20 protein-coding genes are annotated in these 18,640 nt (G+C 74.8%); 8 read left to right on the plus strand and 12 right to left on the minus strand.

Features of this window, described 5'->3' with window-relative positions; translation table 11 throughout:
- Positions 1 to 50 precede the first annotated feature (50 nt).
- From Sru01_RS16635 to mycP, 5 genes are all read right to left on the minus strand, one after another.
- Entirely contained in the window at positions 51 to 380 is a 330-nt protein-coding gene (locus Sru01_RS16635) for a hypothetical protein (protein ID WP_203985758.1), read from the minus strand.
- Positions 373 to 795: a YbaB/EbfC family nucleoid-associated protein gene (locus Sru01_RS16640; RefSeq protein WP_203985761.1), complete on the minus strand. Its 423-nt coding sequence runs from the start codon at positions 793 to 795 to the stop codon at positions 373 to 375. The genes Sru01_RS16635 and Sru01_RS16640 overlap by 8 nt, the downstream gene beginning before the upstream one ends.
- A gap of 173 nt (positions 796 to 968) precedes the next feature.
- On the minus strand, positions 969 to 2,357 hold the full coding sequence (locus tag Sru01_RS35670; protein WP_239137491.1) for an SseB family protein: 1,389 nt from the start codon (positions 2,355 to 2,357) through the stop codon (positions 969 to 971).
- Between the two features lie 222 nt (positions 2,358 to 2,579).
- Positions 2,580 to 4,763 (minus strand): serine/threonine protein kinase, encoded by a 2,184-nt coding sequence (locus Sru01_RS16655; RefSeq protein ID WP_239137492.1) that lies wholly within the window; start codon positions 4,761 to 4,763, stop codon positions 2,580 to 2,582.
- Positions 4,764 to 4,962: 199 nt separating this feature from the next.
- Positions 4,963 to 6,141, minus strand: coding sequence for a type VII secretion-associated serine protease mycosin (mycP, locus tag Sru01_RS16660; protein ID WP_203985767.1), 1,179 nt, complete (start codon positions 6,139 to 6,141; stop codon positions 4,963 to 4,965).
- Between the two features lie 277 nt (positions 6,142 to 6,418).
- On the opposite strand from mycP, the gene Sru01_RS16665 reads away from it, so the two are divergent.
- The 3 genes from Sru01_RS16665 (at position 6,419) to era (ending at position 8,441) form a co-directional block, all read left to right on the plus strand.
- On the plus strand, positions 6,419 to 7,072 hold the full coding sequence (locus Sru01_RS16665) for a hypothetical protein (protein ID WP_203985770.1): 654 nt from the start codon (positions 6,419 to 6,421) through the stop codon (positions 7,070 to 7,072).
- A gap of 100 nt (positions 7,073 to 7,172) precedes the next feature.
- Positions 7,173 to 7,511, plus strand: coding sequence for a cytidine deaminase-like protein (locus Sru01_RS16670; RefSeq protein WP_203985774.1), 339 nt, complete (start codon positions 7,173 to 7,175; stop codon positions 7,509 to 7,511).
- 9 nt (positions 7,512 to 7,520) lie between these two features.
- Positions 7,521 to 8,441 carry a GTPase Era gene (gene era, locus Sru01_RS16675; protein WP_203985777.1) on the plus strand — a complete coding sequence of 307 codons (921 nt, stop codon included), beginning with the start codon at positions 7,521 to 7,523 and terminating at the stop codon, positions 8,439 to 8,441.
- Here the strand turns inward: era and Sru01_RS16680 are convergent.
- From Sru01_RS16680 to Sru01_RS16705, 6 genes are read right to left on the minus strand one after another with little or no spacing between them, the layout of a single operon-like run.
- Entirely contained in the window at positions 8,432 to 9,286 is an 855-nt protein-coding gene (locus Sru01_RS16680) for an urease accessory protein UreD (protein WP_239137493.1), read from the minus strand. The two genes, era and Sru01_RS16680, sit on opposite strands and share 10 nt — an antisense overlap.
- A 10-nt stretch (positions 9,287 to 9,296) precedes the next feature.
- Positions 9,297 to 10,040, minus strand: coding sequence for an urease accessory protein UreG (ureG, locus tag Sru01_RS16685; protein WP_203985780.1), 744 nt, complete (start codon positions 10,038 to 10,040; stop codon positions 9,297 to 9,299).
- On the minus strand, positions 10,030 to 10,707 hold the full coding sequence (locus Sru01_RS16690) for an urease accessory protein UreF (protein WP_203985784.1): 678 nt from the start codon (positions 10,705 to 10,707) through the stop codon (positions 10,030 to 10,032). The genes ureG and Sru01_RS16690 overlap by 11 nt, the downstream gene beginning before the upstream one ends.
- On the minus strand, positions 10,707 to 12,431 hold the full coding sequence (locus Sru01_RS16695) for an urease subunit alpha (RefSeq protein WP_203985787.1): 1,725 nt from the start codon (positions 12,429 to 12,431) through the stop codon (positions 10,707 to 10,709). The genes Sru01_RS16690 and Sru01_RS16695 overlap by 1 nt, the downstream gene beginning before the upstream one ends.
- Complete coding sequence (locus Sru01_RS16700; protein WP_307812037.1) at positions 12,424 to 12,828, minus strand: urease subunit beta; 405 nt, start codon at positions 12,826 to 12,828, stop codon at positions 12,424 to 12,426. Before Sru01_RS16700 ends, Sru01_RS16695 begins: the two co-directional genes overlap by 8 nt.
- Positions 12,825 to 13,127 carry an urease subunit gamma gene (locus tag Sru01_RS16705; RefSeq protein ID WP_203985790.1) on the minus strand — a complete coding sequence of 101 codons (303 nt, stop codon included), beginning with the start codon at positions 13,125 to 13,127 and terminating at the stop codon, positions 12,825 to 12,827. The genes Sru01_RS16700 and Sru01_RS16705 overlap by 4 nt, the downstream gene beginning before the upstream one ends.
- A gap of 265 nt (positions 13,128 to 13,392) precedes the next feature.
- Here Sru01_RS16705 and urtA point away from each other — a divergent pair, with 265 nt between their 5' ends.
- The 5 genes from urtA (at position 13,393) to urtE (ending at position 18,196) form a co-directional block, all read left to right on the plus strand.
- Positions 13,393 to 14,625, plus strand: a complete 1,233-nt coding sequence (gene urtA, locus Sru01_RS16710; protein WP_203985793.1) for an urea ABC transporter substrate-binding protein — start codon at positions 13,393 to 13,395, stop codon at positions 14,623 to 14,625.
- 76 nt (positions 14,626 to 14,701) lie between these two features.
- Positions 14,702 to 15,568: an urea ABC transporter permease subunit UrtB gene (gene urtB / locus Sru01_RS16715; RefSeq protein WP_203985796.1), complete on the plus strand. Its 867-nt coding sequence runs from the start codon at positions 14,702 to 14,704 to the stop codon at positions 15,566 to 15,568.
- The gene (urtC, locus tag Sru01_RS16720; protein WP_203985798.1) at positions 15,565 to 16,686 is read left to right on the plus strand and encodes an urea ABC transporter permease subunit UrtC; all 1,122 of its coding nucleotides are present in this window, start codon (positions 15,565 to 15,567) and stop codon (positions 16,684 to 16,686) included. Before urtB ends, urtC begins: the two co-directional genes overlap by 4 nt.
- Complete coding sequence (gene urtD, locus Sru01_RS16725) at positions 16,683 to 17,504, plus strand: urea ABC transporter ATP-binding protein UrtD (protein ID WP_203985801.1); 822 nt, start codon at positions 16,683 to 16,685, stop codon at positions 17,502 to 17,504. Before urtC ends, urtD begins: the two co-directional genes overlap by 4 nt.
- Entirely contained in the window at positions 17,504 to 18,196 is a 693-nt protein-coding gene (gene urtE, locus Sru01_RS16730) for an urea ABC transporter ATP-binding subunit UrtE (RefSeq protein ID WP_203985804.1), read from the plus strand. Before urtD ends, urtE begins: the two co-directional genes overlap by 1 nt.
- A 15-nt stretch (positions 18,197 to 18,211) precedes the next feature.
- Here urtE and Sru01_RS16735 read toward each other — a convergent pair.
- Positions 18,212 to 18,640: cbb3-type cytochrome c oxidase subunit I (locus tag Sru01_RS16735; RefSeq protein ID WP_203985806.1), on the minus strand; the 429-nt coding region annotated here is incomplete at its 5' end.

An 18,640-nucleotide genomic window follows, 5' to 3' on the forward strand; every position in this document is an offset into this window, starting at 1 on the left:
TTCTCACGCGTTCACCGGCCGGGCCGCGCCGCCGGACGCCAGTGCGGCGGTCATGCGCTCAGCCGCCTGGTCCGCTCCGCCTGGTCGAGGTCGGTCTGCCGGGTCTCGATGGCGGCCCGCCGGGTCCGGACGGTGTGATCGCGGCACTGCCGGGCCATGCTCCGCTGGACCTCGATGAGCTGGTTCACGCCGCCGCTCTTGGCGTAGGCCTCGCGGAAGGTGGCCCCGGCGGAGTCGTCGCCCCACGGGCACGAGCCGGCTCGCGCCGCCAGGCGGGAGTTCCCGCCCTGGATCTCGGCGTCCAGCTCGTCGTGGTAGGCGTCGGCGCGGCCGAGCGCGTTCAGCACCTCGGCCGGCTGCAGGAGGAGGAACTCAGGCACCAGGGATCGCCCCGCCTTCGCGCAACTGGGTCGCCATCTGCGTCATCACCCGGTCCAGGTCGCCGTCGAGGTGCGCTTCCATCTGCTCGCGTGGAATCAGCGGCTCGAAGATCTCGACGACCTGCCTCCGGGCCTGGTCGGCGGCCCGGTGGATGGTCTCGGTGACGCTGTCGGCCAGGTGGCGGGCGTCCGGGCGCCGGTAGACGCGCGGGTCGATGTCCAGCCGGATGAGGTCGCCGCGGGCGCCGACGGTCGCGGAGATGAGGCCGTCCGCCGACTTCTCGGTCACCTGGAGGTTCTTGGCCCGCTCGTGCAGTGCGGGCCCCTCGTCCTGAACGCGCTGGAACGTCGCCCGTAGTTCCTCGACGTACGCCTCCATGCCGGCCAGGCCGGCCGGGTCGTACGGCGATTCCATGCGGCCCTCCACCTGCTACCCCCGAAGGCACCTCGGCTGAACGAAACCGTAATCCCACGCTAACTTTGCGGAAACATGGCGACCAGCGATCAGTTTGGCACTTCAGAACGATGTTCGGCAAGAAGATGTTCACCCGCGTTCCACCGCGGTCCGCGATCGTTACGGGGGAGCGGTCACAGGTCCAGCGGGACCACGTCGGTCCGCACGTTCCGGACCTCGTGCCTGGGCACCCGGCGGCGGTGCACCCCGCGTCCGGCGCGGTCCAGCCCGAGCTCGCGCGCGACCAGGACCGACCCGCCGGTGTACTCCAGCAGCAGCTCCCCGGCACGCTCGCCGAGCACGGCGAACGGCGCGCCCCGCCACTCGGCGACGGTCGGGGTGAAGGACACCGCGGCGCACTCGGCGGCCGGCACCGGCCGGACGTGATGTCCCGGGCGCACCTGGGTGAAACCGGCGGCCGGCTCGGCGCTCCACAGCCGCAGCCACAGGCCGTCCGCCCGCTGGTCGGGGACCGCCGGGTGGTCGGCGCCTCGCCAGCGCGCCTGGTACAGCGCGGTGCCGGGCGGGCCCGGCAGCGCCCCGGACCTCTGGCCGAACCCCGCCGGCGGCGTCCCCGTGGCGACGGGAGTACCCGGAACGTCCGCACCGCCGGGAAGGCCGTCGCCGGTCACCGGGGCGGCGGCCCGGCGTACCAGCATCCAGCGGCCGGTGTCGCCGTCGTAGAAGGCCCGCCGCCGCTCGGTGCCGTCGTCCGCCAGCTCCCAGATCTCCGACCCGTGCGGCAGCCCGACCGCGGCCGGCTTGTACTCGCGGACCAGCCGGTCAGGATGCGGCGCGAGTCCCAGGCCGGTGAACGGGGGCTCCTCGACGACCCATCCGTCCACCGCGGCGCGGCCCGCCTCGTCGACCCCGCCATAGGGCGTCGGGTAGAGGTTCAGGCCGACGGCGTACCAGCGCAGGATGAACACCGACCCGTGGTCGCTGAGGAGCTCGGCGCAGTCCGGCCGCCCGGCGGTGTCGGCGAGCACGGCGGGGGTCGCGATGTGCGCCACGTCCAGGGCGTGGTGGCAGTAGCCGGACACCCGGGTCTCGCCGGCGCCGAGGAACGCCCGCAGATCGGCGCGGCGCAGCAGCTTCTGCAGGACCGGGACGCCGGAGTCCGGGGCCGCCGCCCGATCCTGCGCCAGCGTGGGCACCGCGAGCCGCGCCACCGCGCCGGGTGCCAGGAAGAAGTGCGCCGGCAGCCCGGCGTTGACGGCCAGCCCCCACCGCGGGTCCGGCCAGCAGGCGGCCATCTCGGCGAGCGACATGGGCCGGAAGTGCTCGGTCCCCCCGGTGGCCGCGCGCATGGCCGGCACCGAGGTGTAGGCGAGGATCCAGGTGCGCTCGTCGTCGGCGGCGACCGGCCAGCCCGCCGGCTCCCGGCCGGCCGCCGCGGCCGGGGTGACCGGGACCGCGAGGTCGGCGTGCGCGAGCAGCGCCAGGCACAGTGTGGTGTCACCGGCCGCGAACGCCGCCGACAGCCGCTCCTCGAACGGGCCCTCGGGTTCCCACGCACGCATGGCGGTCAATCTAACCCGGCCGGTGCCGCGACCCGGGCACCGGCCTCCGGATACCCGGCCGGTGCGCGCGGCCGGTGTGCACGGCCACCCGGGGTCGTGCGGGGCCGGTGCGCCCCGCGGCGCCGGAGCCGGCCCGCCCGGCCGCGAACGTACCAGGGCCGGATGACGTCCGGTACGGCGATGGCCCGCCTCCCGGGGGAGGCGGGCCATCGGGGAGCGGGGTCAGCCGCAGGCGGAGCTGGTGGTGGCGGAGCCGGCGCCGCCGCCGAACCGCACGCACCGGCCCTTGCCGTCCAGGATCACCGGCCCGGCGTAGTGCTTGAAGGCACCGGAGTCGGAGGCCGGCGCGGCACCCGACACCTCCAGGGTGGCCGAGACGCTGGTGGGCACGCCCACGTACTGCGTCTTCATGGTGACCACGCAGTAGGCGCCGGCGCCGTTGCCGAGCTGGTAGACGACGCCGCCGCTGAAGGCGCTGGACCGCTGCACGGTGAAGCCGCCCCGGCCACCGCTGTTGCAGACCTGCTGCGGGGTGTAGGGGTTGCCCGCCGAGGCGGTCGGCCGCGGGGTCACCGTCCGGGTGACGGTCGGGCGGGGGCTCGCGGTCCGGGTAGGCCGCGGTGACCAGGTGCGGGTCACCGTGGGCCGGGGGGTCGCCGTGCGGGTGACGGTCGGCTGCGGCGTGGCGGTGCGCGTGACGCCCGGCGTCGGCGTGGGGGCCGGCGTCACCGGCCCGGTGACGGTGGGAGTGGGTGAGGGGGTCACCGGGCCGGAGGGCGCCGGGGTCGCGGAGGGGGACGGCGCCGGCGTCCCGCTCCCGGTCGGCTGCGGCGTCTCGGTCGGAGCCGGGGTCGGGTCGATGGCCGTGGGCGACGGAGTCGCGGTGACGGTGACCGTGGGCGCCGGGGTGGGGGAGGCCGGGGTGGGAGAGGCCGGCGCGCCGGGCGTGGCGGGCCGGGACGTGGTGGGGATCGCCGGCGGGGTGAACTGCTGTCCCGGCGGCAGGGTGGGCACGGTGACCGGCGGGCTCGGCGTGTCGAGTCGCATCGGGTAGACGCCGGTCTGCCGCGGGTCGGGCGAGGCCGCCCACGGGACGGTCACCTCGGGACGTTCCCCGGTGCCGGCCTGGCCGGTGTCGGTGCCGGTCCCCTGCGCGGCGTCGGCTCCGACCCCGGCCGGGGCGCCCTCGGCGGCCACCTTGATCTCGGGGTTCTTCGCGTAGTTGCCGGCACCCCACAGGCCCACCCCGGCCAGGCCGAAGACGACGCCGACTCCGGCGACCAGCCCGACCGGGAAGCGGGCGCCCGGTCGCTTGCCCGGGGCCGGGGCGCCGGCCGGTTCCGGCGTGGCGCCGCGGATGGCGGGCGGGAGCGAGGACGGCGGCTCGCCCGGCGGAAGCGCGGGGGCGTTCCACACCTTGGGCGCGGGGGCCGGCGGCTGTGCGGGCACCGTCCACACCGCGGCGGGCGCGGCGCTATCCGGACGCTGGGCCGGCATGACCGGCGGACGGGCCGGCCCGTCCGGTACGGGGGAGCCACCGGCCGGCGCGTTCAGCACCGGCCGGCCGTCGGGCGCGGCGGGTGCCCCGGGCGGCGGGGTCACGGCGGCCGGGGCGGCGGGCCGCAGCGGCGGTGCCGGCTGGACCGGCGCGACCGGCGGCAGCGGTACCGCCGGGCCGGAGTCGCCGAGCAGCCACAGCACGGCGCCCTGCGAGGTGGGGCGCACGCCCGGGATCCGGGCCAGGCAGGCGGCGACCACCTCGCGCAGCGGCTCGGGCAGCGCCCCGAGGTCGGGCCGTGCGCGGCCGACGGCCGCGGCGTCGTCGAACGGCTCGGTGCCGGTCGCGGCGAACAGGACGGTGCTCGCCCAGGCGAACAGGTCGGCGGCCGGGCCGGCGACCTCACCCCGCACCTGCTCGGGGGAGCGGTAGCCGGTCTCGCCCAGGCCGAAGTCGGCCACCAGCGGCCCGTCCGCGCCGAGGAAGACGTTGTCCGGGGTGAGACCGCGGTGCGAGATCCCCGCGTGGTGCACGGCGGTGAGCGCGGTGAGGATCCCGGCGGCGATGTCCTGGAGTTCGTCCCCGGCGGGCGGGCCGTCCGCCTCGACGGCCTCGCGCAGCGAGCGTCCCTCGACGTATTCGCGCACGATGTAGGCGCGGTCGCCGGACCAGCCGGCCTCGACGGTGGCGGCCACGTTGCGGCCGGTGACCCGGCGGCCGGCGGACAGGTCGGCCAGGACCCGCTCCCGCGCCTGGTCATCGGCGTCCGGCCAGGGCGGCAGCAGCTTGACGACGTACTTCGGCGCGGGCGCTCCGGGCGCCTCCTCCGGCGCCGGCTCGGCCGCCCCGTCGCTCGCTTCGTCGGCCTTATGTCCGATATATGTCGTTCCGCGAGGTCCTTGGGTCAAGCGGGCGATAAGTCGGTAATTAGCGATTTCCCGAGGGTCGTCGGGTAGCAATTCGTGCATGTCCCCTGAGAGCCTTCCCCTGTGCCCCGATGCTGTGAATCATGACATCACATGATCTTGTGGGACATAATGGGGTCTGGTCACTCCAGTAGCAGTTGTTACGGTTTTGTTGATCTTCTCGCCGGGAATGATCAACGGTTCAGTCGCCGCGGACCGGCACCCGCCCCGGCCGCCAGCCCCGCCGCCGGCCGGCCGGGATGATCAGTGCGGCCGCCGTGACCAGCGCGGCCACTGCCAGCGCGGCCACCGCGACGGCGGTGGAGACCTCGATCGCCGCCCGGTCCGGCGGCCGGGGACGGCTCACCGCGTCCGCGGGCAGCGCGGACGGGTCGCGCGGGGCGAGGGCCACCTCCTCCGACGGCAGGATCGCCGACACCGCCAGCAGCGGGTTCACCATCCCGGCCCCGGTGCCGCCGCCGGAGCCGCCGTCGGCGGTGATCTCGATGCGCCTGCGCACCTGCGCGGCGGACAGGCCCGGATGGCGGGCGCGCACCAGCGCGGCCACCCCGGCCACGAACGGCGCCGCGTAGCTCGTGCCGCTGAGGTCGCGATGGTAGGCGCCGCCGGGCCAAGTACTGGTCACCGCCTCGCCCGGCGCCAGCACCGACACCTGGGCGCCGGTGCTGGAGTAGTCGGCGCGGCCCCCGTCCGGGCCGGCGGCCCCGACCGACAGTACGCCGGGATAGGCCGCCGGATAATACGCCGGCGAGGAGGCGTCCTGCTGGCGGGTGTTCCCGGCCGCCGCGACGATCAGGACGTCCTGCGCCACGGCGGCCTCCACCGCCTGCCGCAGGTCGGGAACGTCGGCGGCCTGGATCGAGACGTTGATGACCCGCGCGCCGAGCCGGGTGGCCTCGGTGATGCCCCGGGCGAGCAGGCCCACCTCACCCTCCTGGGCGTCGTTGGTCTGCTTGATCGAGATGAGTTTCACGTCCGGGGCGACGCCGGAGAACGGCACGCCCTTCATCTTCGCGCCCGCGATGATCCCGGCCACCGCCGTCCCGTGCCCCACGCAGTCCAGCTCGCCGGTGCCGGTCAGGTCCACCCGCCGGACCCCGCGGAGCTGGGGATGGCCGGGGTCGACGCCGCTGTCGATCAGTGCCACCGTGACGCCCGCCCCCCGGGTCAGCGGCCACACCGAGGTGAACGCCAGCCGCCGCTGGGCCCACGACTCCACCAGCTGCACGGTGCCGCGCCCCGGATCGCACCGCGCCGGCGCCCGTGCCGCCGCCGTCGCCGCCGCTGCCGCCGCCGGTGCGCCGCCCGGTCCGAGCGCCAATGCCACCGCCAGCACCGCGCCGACCGTCCGTCGCCCCACCGGCACCTCCATCCCCACCCCGTGCCTGACCCGGCAGCCTAGCCAATTCTGTGGAATATCAGAGATTGGCCCGCTATGTGGCTGTATCTCACTGATCACGGTACGCGTCCGAAGAATTCCCCGGTGTAGTCGAAAGCGCGTCCAATCCCCGCTTCGAGTCATCTATCTCGGAGAACCACCACAACTCCCCATGAGATTGTCGGTTTGCCGCGACGGGCAGGAATTCCGCAGATGGTGGCCGGTGCTGTCCGGCCGACGGGGATTTCGGGGGAGCGTCATGCGTATCACCGGGGCGGTCGTGGCCTGCGCGCTGCTCGCCACGGCCTGCGGCGCCGGCGGGGAGCCCGGTGACGAGCCGGCCCCGCCCGGCCTGTCCCTGGCCCGGCGGGCACTGACCGGCATCGAGGATCCGTCGGTCGACTTCTCCGAGCCGGTCGGCGGCGCCTGGCGGCCGCCGTTCGAACCGGCGAACGAGCGCTGCGCCACGCTGTTCGACCTGGCCGAGGGCAAGCCGTGGCGCTCGCCCGCCGAAGTGGCCGAGATCGCCACCTACCACGGTTACCACCTCGGCGAGACCGCCGGCGTGGTCGTCACCGCCTACCCCGCCGGCGAGGCCCGCCGCGCGCTGCGCGAGGCCGCCGGGCTGATGCGCGGCTGCCCGGTCGCCGCGGTGAAGGCCGCGGTGAAGAAGGCGGGCGGCGGGGATCGGCTGGTCGCCTCGCCGCTCACCGTCAAGGCCGGGGACGGCGCCGAGGCCCGCCGGTTCCGCGGCCGGGTCGGCGGCTACCCCTATGAGATGCACCTGGTGGTGATGCGCTCGGGTGACATGCTGGTCTCCCTGGTGCACACCGGGCTGGCCCGGCTGGACGCGGGCCGCACCCAGAAGCTCGCCGCCGCGGTGGCCGCCCGGGTCCGCGCGGACGGCCAGTAAACGGACGGCCGGTAAACGGACGGCCGGTAAACGGACGGCCGGTGAGCGGACGGCCGGTGAGCGGACGGCCGGTGAGCGGACGGCCGGTAATCTGGGCTGCGTGACCGACACCACCCTGGACCCCGAGGACAGCAAGATCATCACGCTGGCGCGCGCCGCCCGCGCCCGCAACGGGACGGCCGAGGGTGCCGCGGTGCGCGACGAGACGGGGCGCACCTACACCGCCACCGAGGTCGCGCTGCCCTCGCTGGCGCTGTCGGCCGTGCAGGTCGCGGTGGCGATGGCCGCCTCCAGCGGCGCCGCCTCCCTGGAGGCCGCCGCTCTGGTGACCGAGCGCGACGAGCCGGCCGAAGGCGACCTCGCGGCGGCCCGAGACCTCGGCGCCGGCACCCTGTTCCTGGCCGGCCCGGACGGCGCGGTGAAGGGGCGGTACGCCTGATCGGGGACAATGGGTGGCGTGAGTTCCTCTGCCACTGAGTTCCGCGCCGGATTCGCCTGCTTCGTCGGACGGCCCAACGTCGGCAAGTCGACCCTGATGAACGCGCTGGTCGGATCGAAGGTGGCGATCACCTCCACCAAGCCGCAGACCACCCGCCGGGCGATCCGCGGCATCGTCAACCGGCCGGACGCCCAGCTCGTCGTGGTCGACACCCCCGGGCTGCACCGCCCGCGCACCCTGCTCGGCGAGCGCCTGGACAGTCTGGTGCTGTCCACGCTGACCGAGGTGGACGTCATCGGCTTCTGCCTGCCCGCCGACGAGGCCATCGGCAAGGGCGACCGGTTCATCGCCGAGAAGCTCGCCGCGGTGAAGAAGACCCCGGTGATCGCGATCGTCACCAAATGCGACCTGGCCGGCCGCGAGCGCGTCGCCGAGCAGTTGCTCGCCGTGTCGCGGCTGGGGGAGTTCGCGGAGATCATCCCGGTGTCCGCCGCGGCCGGCGAGCAGCTCGACGTGCTCGCCCGCGAGCTGATCGCCCGGCTCCCGGTCTCCCCGCCGCTGTACCCGGGGGGTGAGCTGACCGACGAGCCCGAGCAGGTGCTGGTCGGCGAGCTGATCCGCGAGGCCGCGCTGGAAGGGGTCCGCGACGAGCTGCCGCACTCCATCGCGGTGGTGGTCGAGGAGATGGCGCCCCGCGAGGGCCGTGACGACCTGCTCGACGTCTACGCCCAGATGTTCGTCGAGCGCCCCTCGCAGAAGGCCATCGTCATCGGCCCCAAGGGCGCCCGGCTGAAGGACGTCGGCAGCCGGGCCCGCGCGCAGATCGAGGCGCTGCTCGGCACGCACGTCTACCTCGACCTGCGGGTCAAGGTGGCCAAGGACTGGCAGCGCGACCCCAAGCAGCTGCGCCGCCTCGGCTTCTACGACTGATCATCGCCGGCGGCGGCCTCGCCCCAGGCCAGCCGGCGGCGCAGCTCCGGGGCGTCGGCGGCCAGCGCGGACACCAGCGTGCCCGGGCCGGCCAGCGGGAGCACCGCGCACCCGCCGGCCAGGTGGGTCGAGGCGGCGCGGTGGCCGGCCAGCAGCACGCTGCCCACGCATCGCGCGCCGCCGTACACCGCCGCGCTGTCCCCGACCGCCGGGTCGCCGGCGACCAGGTCCTGGCGCAGCAGCGGCGCCCCGGCGTAGGTGGCGTCGAAGCGCGCGTGGCAGGACCCGGGGCGCTCGCCGTGCCGGCCGAAGACGAGCTCCTCCCGCCACACCGCCCGCCCGCCCTCGGCGACCGCCAGCCGGGTCACCGTCCGGTGCGCGCACCCGGCGGCGAGCACGGCCGGCTCCGGCGCGTACCGCAGCGACCCGCCCTCGCCGACCCGGGCGTCCACCACCAGCAGCGACGGCTCGGCCGTGCGGCCGGGCAGCACCAGGGTGCCGCCCACCGACGCGATCGTGAGGCGGGTGCCCGGCGCCACCTCGATGTCCAGCTCCAGGCGGTCGCCGGCCAGCGGCCCGGCCGCGGTGGCGACCAGGTGCACGGTGTGCGGGCCGGTCTGCCGCAGGGTGAGCGGCGGATCCGAGCGCATCGTGCGCAGCACGGTCCGCCCGCCGGACAGCGCGGTGGCGAGCACCGCCCGCGCCCGCAGCGCGGACCGCCCGGCCGCCGGGCCGGGGCCCGCGACCGGGGATGTCCCGCCGGTCGCGACGCCCGTCCCCGCCGGCCCGTCCGCACCCGCCGCGCCGCCCGGGACGCCGGCGCCGGCCGGGAGGGTCGTGGTCACCGGGCCGCGGTCACCGGTCATCCGGCCGGGGGACCGGAGCCGGTCGTGGCGCCGCGACCCCGGCGGGGCGCGGGGCGACCTGCGGGTGCTGGTGGTCGCGGTCGTGCGCCCAGGCCTCCACCACGCCGCGCACCCAGGCCGCCACCGCGTACACCTCCGGCACCTGCCGGACGGAGGTGAAGATCACCGGCCGGCCCTCGCGCACCGCCGCGGCGTCCCGCGACATGACGGTCAGGTCGGCGCCCACGTGCTCGGCCAGGTCGGTCTTATTGATCACCAGCAGGTCGGCGCCGGTCACCCCCGGCCCGCCCTTGCGCGGCACCTTGTCACCGCCGGACACGTCCAGCACGAAGATCTGCCGGTCGGCCAGCCCGCGGCTGAAGGTCGCCGTCAGGTTGTCCCCGCCGCTCTCCACGATGACCAGGTCCAGCGGGCCGAGCCGCTCCTCCAGCTCCTCGACCGCGTCCAGGTTGGCCGCGATGTCGTCGCGGATCGCGGTGTGCGGGCAGCAGCCCGTCTGCACCGCGGCGATCCGGTCGGGGGCCAGGACGCCGGCCGCGCGCAGGAAGTCGGCGTCCTCGGTGGTGTAGATGTCGTTGGTGACGACGCCCAGGCGCAGCACCGGGCCGAGGGTGCGGCACAGCGCGGCGACCAGCGCCGTCTTGCCGCTCCCGACCGGGCCGCCGACGCCGAGGCGCAGGGCCCGGCCGGCGGGCGGGCTCGGGTCGTGGTGGTCGTCGTGGTCAGCTGACAAAGAGCCGTACCTCCGTGCGTAGGTGCTGTTCGGCCAGCAGGTCCAGTGCGGGGGCGGTGTGCGCGGGCAGTGCCGCCCACGCCGCCGGGGAGCCCGCGGCACGCGCCACGTCCTCCATGGCGGGCGCCAGGCCGGCGAGCAGCCGGTGCACGCCGACCGGGTCGAGCCCGAGCAGCCGGACGGCCGCGGTGGCCGGTCCGGTGATCGAGGCGTACGCGGCGGCCAGCGCCGCCTCGCCGCCGGAGCATCCCGCGGCGGCGGACACCGCGCCGAGGGCGATCGGGTGGTGGGCGCCGCGCGGCAGCGCCGCGGCGAGCCCGTCCAGCACCGGGGCCGGCCAGATGCGCCGGGCCCCGCGCAGCAGCAGCCGGCCCTGCGCGCGGGCGGCCTCGCGCTGGGCCGGGGAGGCGGTCCGCGCGTCCGCCTCGGCGTCCAGCTCCCGCCACGCCGCCGCGTCCGCGGCGGGGCCGGCGGCCAGCTCGCGGGCGGCGGCGGCCAGTGCGGCGGCGGCCAGCCCGGCGGTGGCCAGCCGCCCGCGCAGGAAGGCGGCCAGGTCGGCCAGGCCGGTGACCGCGCCGGTCCGCACGGCCTGCTCGGCGCCGCCGGAGTGCCCGTGGCCGCCGGCCGGCAGCCGCGAGTCGGCGAGCAGCAGCAGCGCGGCGTTCATCAGAACAGGAAGTAACGCTGGGCCATCGGCAGCTCCTCGGCCGGGGCGGGCTCGATCACCTCTCCGTCGACGCGCACCGCGAAGGTGTCCGGATCGACCTCGATGTCCGGCAGCGCGTCGTTGCCCGGCATCGACTCCTTCCCCCGGCCGCGCACGTCGGCGACCGCCGCCAGCCGCCGGTGCACCCGCAGCCGGCCGGCCAGCCCGTCCTCCAGCGCCGCCGCCGAGACGAAATGCAGCGAGGTGGCCGCGGCGGCGATCGGCGCGGCGCCGAACATCGGGCGCGGCAGCACCGGCTGCGGGGTGGGAATGGAGGCGTTGGCGTCGCCCATCTGCGCGTAGGCGATCATGCCGCCCTTGACGACGAGCTGCGGTTTCACCCCGAAGAACGCCGGCTCCCACAGCACCAGGTCGGCGAGCTTGCCCACTTCGACCGAGCCGACGTGCTCGTCCAGGCCGTGGGCCACCGCCGGGCAGATGGTGTACTTGGCGACGTACCGCCGGGCGCGCAGGTTGTCGGCCGGGCCGTCGCCCGGCAGCGCGCCGCGCCGCCGCTTCATCACGTGCGCCGTCTGCCAGGTACGGATGATCGTCTCGCCGACCCGGCCCATCGCCTGGGAGTCCGAGCCGATCATCGAGATGGCGCCGATGTCGTGCAGCACGTCCTCGGCGGCCATCGTGCTCGGCCGGATCCGCGACTCGGCGAAGGCCAGGTCCTCGGGCACCGACGGGTTGAGGTGGTGGCACACCATCAACATGTCGAGGTGCTCGTCGAGGGTGTTGACCGTGTGCGGCCGGGTCGGGTTCGTCGAGGACGGCAGCACGTTCGGCTGCCCGGCCACCCGGATGATGTCCGGCGCGTGCCCGCCGCCGGCGCCCTCAGTGTGGTAGGCGTGGATGGACCGCCCGCCGATCGCGCGCAGCGTCGACTCCACGAAGCCGGCCTCGTTCAGCGTGTCGGTGTGGATCGCCACCTGCACGCCGGTGGCGTCGGCGACCCGCAGGCAGGCGTCGATGGCGGCCGGCGTCGTCCCCCAGTCCTCGTGCAGCTTGAACCCCGACGCACCGGCCCGCAGCTGCTCCATCAGCCCCTCGGCGGAGACGGTGTTGCCCTTGCCGAGCAGCGCGACGTTCACCGGCAGGCCGTCCATCGCCTCCAGCATGCGGGGCAGGTACCAGGTGCCGGTCACGGTGGTCGCCTTGGTGCCCTCGGCCGGCCCGGTGCCGCCGCCGACCAGGGTGGTCACCCCGGCGGCCAGCGCCTCGTCCACGATCTGCGGGCAGATCAGGTGCACGTGCGAGTCGACCGCCCCGGCGGTGACGATGCGGCCGTTGCCGGCCAGGATCTCGGTGGACGGGCCGATCACCAGGCCGGGGTGGACGCCGTCCATGGTGTCGGGGTTGCCGGCCTTGCCGATGGCGGAGATCCGCCCGTCGCGCACCCCGATGTCGGCCTTCACCACGCCCCAGTGGTCCAGGATCACCGCGCCGGTGATCACCAGGTCGGGGGCGCCCTCGGCGCGGGTGGTCCGAGCCTGGCCCATGGACTCCCGGATCACCTTGCCGCCGCCGAACACCGCCTCGTCGCCGGCCCCGCGCGGGCCCATGCTCCGGTCCTCGGTCACCTCGATGAACAGGTCTGTGTCGGCCAGCCGGATCCGGTCGCCGGCCGTCGGGCCGTACAGGGCCGCGTAGCGGGCACGGTCGATCGACGGCTCAGCCATCGGACCCCTCCGGCGTCGCGGCGGCACCCGGGCCGTCCAGCGGCCCGGCGTGCTCGGGCCGCAGCCCCGGGACGATCCGGCGGCCGGCGATCGGCACCAGCGTCACGTCCCGCTCGATGCCCGGCTCGAACCGGACGGCGGTGCCGGCCGGCACGTCCAGCCGGCGACCCCACGCGGCCTCCCGGTCGAAGGCCAGCCCGGGGTTGGCGGCCGCGAAGTGGTAGTGCGAGCCGACCTGTACCGGCCGGTCGGCGGTGTTCACCACCCGCACGGTCAGCCGATCGCGGCCGGGATTGAGCGGGACGGCCCCCGCGCCGGGCGCGATCTCACCTGGTATGAGCACCGGCGGCCCGGCCGGCTCGTCCCGCTCGCCCGCCTCGCCCGGCCCGCCGGTCACGGGATCGGCCGATGGACGGTGACCAGCTTGGTGCCGTCCGGAAAGGTGGCCTCCACCTGCACCGAGTCCAGCATCTCGGGTATCCCCTCCATGACGTCGTCGCGGCCGAGCACCGCGCGCCCGGCGGCCATCAGGTCGGCGACCGTCCGGCCGTCGCGGGCGCCCTCCAGCAGGAAGGCGGCGATCACCGCCGTCGCCTCGGGGTGGTTGAGCCGCAGCCCGCGGGCCCGGCGGTCCCGGGCGAGCCCGGCCGCGACGTGGATGAGCAGGCGTTCCTGTTCGTGTGGCGTGAGCCGCATGGCCGGACCCTAGGCAACCGCCGTTTCCGCCAGGTGACGGTGCCATTTCCGCGGTGTGACCTCGATCGCCGGCCGCCCGCCGTCCCCGGCCGCCGCGCGGGCCGGACCGGTCCCGGCCAGGCCGGACCTGGCGGGCGAACCGAGCGTGTTGTCACGGTGAACCCTCCGTAATCCGCAATTAACCGAAGGGATGTTGCCGGGAAACGAACCGGGATCACCGTGACGGCAGGTACGTCGGCCCGGGGGCCTGCAAGAGGAGGACCAGTTGCGGAAATCGGCTTGGCGGATCGGCGCGGCGATCGCCCTGATCTCGGCCGGGATCACCGGCTGCGGCGCGAGCCCGGCGGGCACCGCCGGCGACGCGGCGAGCGTCGCGGGCGGCGCGGACACCATCAAGGTCGGACTGCTGCACTCGCTGAGCGGCACCATGGCGATCAGCGAGGTCACCGTCCGGGACGCCGAGATGCTGGCGGTGGAGGAGATCAACGCCGCGGGCGGCGTGCTGGGCAAGAAGCTGGTCCCGGTGGTCGAGGACGGCGCGTCGGACTGGCCGACCTTCGCCGAGAAGGCCACCAAGCTCATCGCCCGGGACCGGGTGGCCACCGTCTTCGGCGGCTGGACCTCGGCCAGCCGCAAGGCGATGCTCCCGGTCTTCGAGAAGCGCAAGGCGCTGCTGTGGTACCCGGTGCAGTACGAAGGGCTGGAGAGCTCGCCGAACATCTTCTACACCGGCGCCACGACCAACCAGCAGATCGTCCCGGCGCTGGACTACCTGAAGGAGCAGGGCAAGAAGAGCGTCTTCCTGGTCGGCAGCGACTACGTCTTCCCGCGCACCGCCAACAAGATCATCAAGGCGTACGCGGCGGCCAACGGCATGAAGGTGCTCGGCGAGGAGTACACCCCGCTCGGGCACACCGAGTACGGCACCCTGGTCAACAAGGTCGTCCAGGCCAGGCCGGACGCCGTCTTCAACACCCTCAACGGCGACAGCAACGTGGCCTTCTTCAAGCAGCTCAAGAGCGCCGGCGTCACCGCCAAGGACATGCCGGTGATGTCGGTGAGCGTCGCCGAGGAGGAGGTCAAGGGCATCGGCGTGGACAACATCGCCGGCCACCTGGTCGCCTGGAACTACTACCAGACCACCAAGAACGCGGCCAACGACAAGTTCGTCGCCGCCTTCAAGGCCCGCTACGGCGCCGATCGGGTGACCTCCGACCCGATGGAGGCCGGCTACAACGCGGTGTACCTGTGGGCCGAGGCGGTCAAGAAGGCCGGCAGCACCGACGTCGAGGCGGTCAAGAAGGCCGCCGGCGGCATCGCCCTGGACCGGCCGGAGGGCCAGGTCACCATCGACGGCGACAACCAGCACATGTTCAAGACCGCCCGCATCGGCGAGGTCGAGCCGGACGGCCAGATCAAGGAGGTGTGGAACTCCGGCAAGCCCATCAAGCCCGACCCCTACCTGCGCACCTATTCCTGGGCCGGCGGCCTGGTCTGACGGGCACCGCCATGAACGCGAGGAGGCACCCCATCGACACGCGGCCGACCGGCGCCGGTACGGGAGAGGACGGGCCATGGGAGCGGTGATCAACCAGCTGCCGATCGGGCTGTCCATCGCCGCGGTGCTGCTGCTGATCGCCCTCGGCCTGACCTTCACCTTCGGCCAGATGGGCGTCATCAACATGGCGCACGGCGAGTTCATCATGGCCGGCGCCTACACCGCCTACCTGCTGCAGGATTGGGCCGGACGCCAGGCGGTGCCGGTCGCGCTGCCGGTGGCGTTCGTGGTGGCCGGGCTGATGGGCCTGGTGCTGGAGCGCACGCTCATCCGGCGGTTCTACGGCCGCCCGCTGGACACCCTGCTGCTCACCTGGGGCGTCAGCCTGCTGCTCCAGCAGCTCGCCCGCGACCTGTTCGGCGCGCCGAACGTCCAGGTGCGGGCCCCGGAGTTCCTGGAGGGCGGGCTCGGCGTGCTGCCCTACAACCGGCTGTTCATCATGGCGCTCGCCGCCGGCGGCGTGCTGGCGATCTGGATCTACCTCAACCGCACCGCCCAGGGGCGGCGGATGCAGGCGGTCATGCAGAACCGGCAGCTCGCCGCGGTGATGGGCATCGACACCGGGCGGGTCGACATGCGGACCTTCTTCATCGGGTCCGGCCTGGCCGGCGTCGCCGGGGTGGCGCTCACCCTGGTCGGCCCGGTCGGCCCGGCCCTCGGCACCTACTACATCGTGGACGCCTTCCTGGTCGTGGTGGCCGGCGGGCTCGGCGCGCTGCGCGGCGCGGTCGCCGCCGCGCTGGCGCTCGGCCTGCTCAACTCCTACGCGGAGTTCTGGACCGACGCCAGCCTGGCCAAGGTGGTCGTCTTCGCCGCCGTCATCGCCTTCCTGCAGGTCCGCCCGCGCGGCCTGTTCGTGCTGCGGTCCAGGGCGCTGACATGACGGCCACCACCCCGCAGACCCCGGCGACCCCGGCGACGGCGCCCCGGTTCGCCGCGCCGCCGCCCGCCCCGCCATGGTGGGCCCGGCTCGGCGGGCCGGCCGCGTTCACCGCGGTCGCGCTGCTCGCGCTGGTCGCCGCGCCGCTGCTGCTGGAGCCGTTCCGGCTCAACCTGCTGGCCAAGTACCTGTGCTACGCCATCGTCGGCCTCGGCATCGGGCTGGCCTGGGGCCAGGGCGGCATGCTGGTCATCGGCCAGGGGGTGTTCTTCGGCCTCGGCGGCTACGCGATGGGCATGTACCTCAAGCTGCACGAGGCCGGCGGCGACCTGCCGGACTTCATGGTGTGGAGCGGGGTGGAACGGCTGCCCGCGCTGTGGGCGCCGTTCGCCAGCCCCGCCTTCTCGCTGGTCTTCGCGGTCGCCGGGCCGATGGCGCTGGCCGGGTTGCTCGGCACCCTGGTGTTCCGGCGCCGGGTCCGCGGCGCCTACTTCGCCATCCTCACCCAGGCGCTGGCCGCCGCCACGGTCATCCTGCTGGTCGGCCGGCAGGGGCTGACCGGCGGCACCAACGGGCTGACCAACTTCTTCGAGCTGTTCGGCCAGGACCTGGCCGCCGACGGCACCCAGCGCGGGCTGTACCTGGTGGTGGCCGTGGTGCTCGGCGTGCTGTACCTCGGCGCCCGGCAGCTGCTGCGCAGCAGGTTCGGCCGGCTGCTCATCGCGGTGCGCGACGGCGAGGACCGGGTGCGCTTCCTCGGCTACGACCCGGCCACCGTCAAGACCCTGACCTTCGCGGTCTCGGCCGGCATGGCCGGGCTGGCCGGCGCGCTGTTCGTCCCGGTCGTCGGCATCATCTCGCCCGCGCTGCTCGGCGTGGTGCCGTCCCTGGAGCTGGTCGTCGCGGTCGCGGTCGGCGGCCGGTTCTCGCTGGCCGGCGCGATCCTCGGCGCGGTCGTCATGGGCCAGGCGCGCACGACCTTCAGCGAGCAGTTCGCCGACGGCTGGCTCTACCTGCAAGGAGCGCTGTTCATCGTGGTCATGACGCTGGCGCCGCGCGGGCTGGCCGGGCTGGCCGGTACCGCCCGCGAGATGTGGTCGTCGAGGAGGGCACGGGCATGAACGGCGCGCTTTTGGAGGTACGCGACCTGTCGGTCGTCTTCGACGGCTACCGGGCGCTGGCCGGCGTGGACCTGACCGTCCAGCCGGGGGAGCTGCGCTTCCTCATCGGCCCGAACGGCGCCGGTAAGACCACGCTGGTGGACGCCATCACCGGGCTCACCCGGCCGGCCGGCGGCACCGTCCGCTTCGAGGGGCGCGACCTGGCCGGGCGGGCCGAGCACGAGATCGTCCGGCTCGGGGTGGGCCGGACGTTCCAGACCTCGGTGGTGTTCGAAGGGCTCACCGTGGTGGAGAACCTCGACCTGGCCGCGTCGTTCCGCCGCCCGCTGTGGGCGCTGGTCCGCCGGCGGCGCGGGGTGTCGGACCAGGTGGCCGGGGCGCTGGAGATCATCGGGCTGGCGGAGCTGGCCGACCGGCCGGCCGGCGTGCTGTCCCACGGCCAGCGGCAGTGGCTGGAGATCGGCATGCTCATCGTGCAGGCGCCCCGGCTGCTGCTGCTGGACGAGCCGGTCGCCGGCATGTCCGCGGCCGAGCGGGAGCGCACCGGCGAGCTGCTCACCCGGATCGCCGCCGACCACACGGTGATCGTCATCGAGCACGACATGGAGTTCCTGCGGCGGTACGCGTCCGCGGTCACCGTGCTGCACGAGGGCCGGGTGCTGGTCGAAGGACCGGTGGACCAGGTACGCGACGACCCGCGCGTGCAGGAGGTGTACCTCGGCCGGCCCCGGGAGGGTGCGGCCGGCGGGGCCACCGGCGGTCCGGTGGCGGCGGTGACGGCGGCGGCCGCGCCGCCCGGCGGTGGAGGGACGGAGTGATGCTGCGGGTCCGGGAGCTTTGCGCGGGATACGGCAGGGCGCGGGTGCTGTTCGGCGTGTCGCTGGAGGTGGCACCGGGCAGCCTGGTCTGCGTCATGGGACGCAACGGCGTCGGCAAGACGACGCTGCTCAACACGATCATGGGGGTGCTGCCCGCCACCGGGGGCGAGGTCGTCTTCGACGGCCAGGAGATCACCAGGCTGGCGCCGCACGAGCGGGTACGGCGCGGGCTGGGCTACGTCCCGCAGGGGCACGAGACGTTCCCCCAGCTCAGCGTGATGGGGAACCTGCTGGTCACCCTGGAGGCGTCCCCGCACCGCGACCCGGCTGCGGTCGAGGAGGCCCTGGAGGTCTTCCCGCGGCTGAAACCGCTGGTGAAGAAACGGGCGGGCTTCCTGTCCGGTGGCCAGCAGCAGCAGCTCGCCATCGCCCGGGCGCTGGTCACCCGGCCCCGGCTGCTGGTCCTGGACGAGCCGACCGAGGGCGTCCAGCCGTCCATCGTGCAGGAGATCGAGGAGGCGGTGGAACGGCTGCACGCCGGCGGGCTCGCGGTGCTGCTGGTCGAGCAGTACCTGGACCTGGCCGTCCGGCTCGCCGACCGGTTCGTGATCCTGGACGCCGGCCGGGTGGTGCACGCCGGGGAGGCCGCCGAGCTGGGCGGCGAGGAGGTGCACCGGCTGCTGGCGGTCTGACCGGGGCCGGCGTTCTCAGTCCTTGCGCGCGCGCTCGACCGCCTGCGGGCGCAGCGCGTAGTGCGCGTCGAACGCCGGCCGCTCGGAGCGGATCGGCGGCAGCCGGGTGAAGTTGTGCCGGGGCGGCGGGCAGGACGTCGCCCATTCCAGCGAGTTGCCGAAGCCCCACGGGTCGTCCACCGTCACCTTGGGCGCCCGGCGGGTGGTGACCCACACGTTGTACAGGAACGGCAACGTGGAGGCGCCGAGGACGAACGCGCCGATCGAGGAGACCGCGTTGAGGTCGGTGAAACCGTCGGCGGGCCGGTAGTCGGCGTACCGGCGCGGCATGCCCTCGGCGCCCAGCCAGTGCTGCACCAGGAAGGTGGTGTGGAAGCCGGCGAACAGCAGCCAGAAGTGCCACTTGCCCAGCCGGTCGTTCAGCATCCGCCCGGTGAGCTTCGG

Origin of the sequence: Sphaerisporangium rufum (assembly GCF_016863395.1) — a bacterium.
Classification (GTDB): Bacteria; Actinomycetota; Actinomycetes; order Streptosporangiales; family Streptosporangiaceae; genus Sphaerisporangium; species Sphaerisporangium rufum.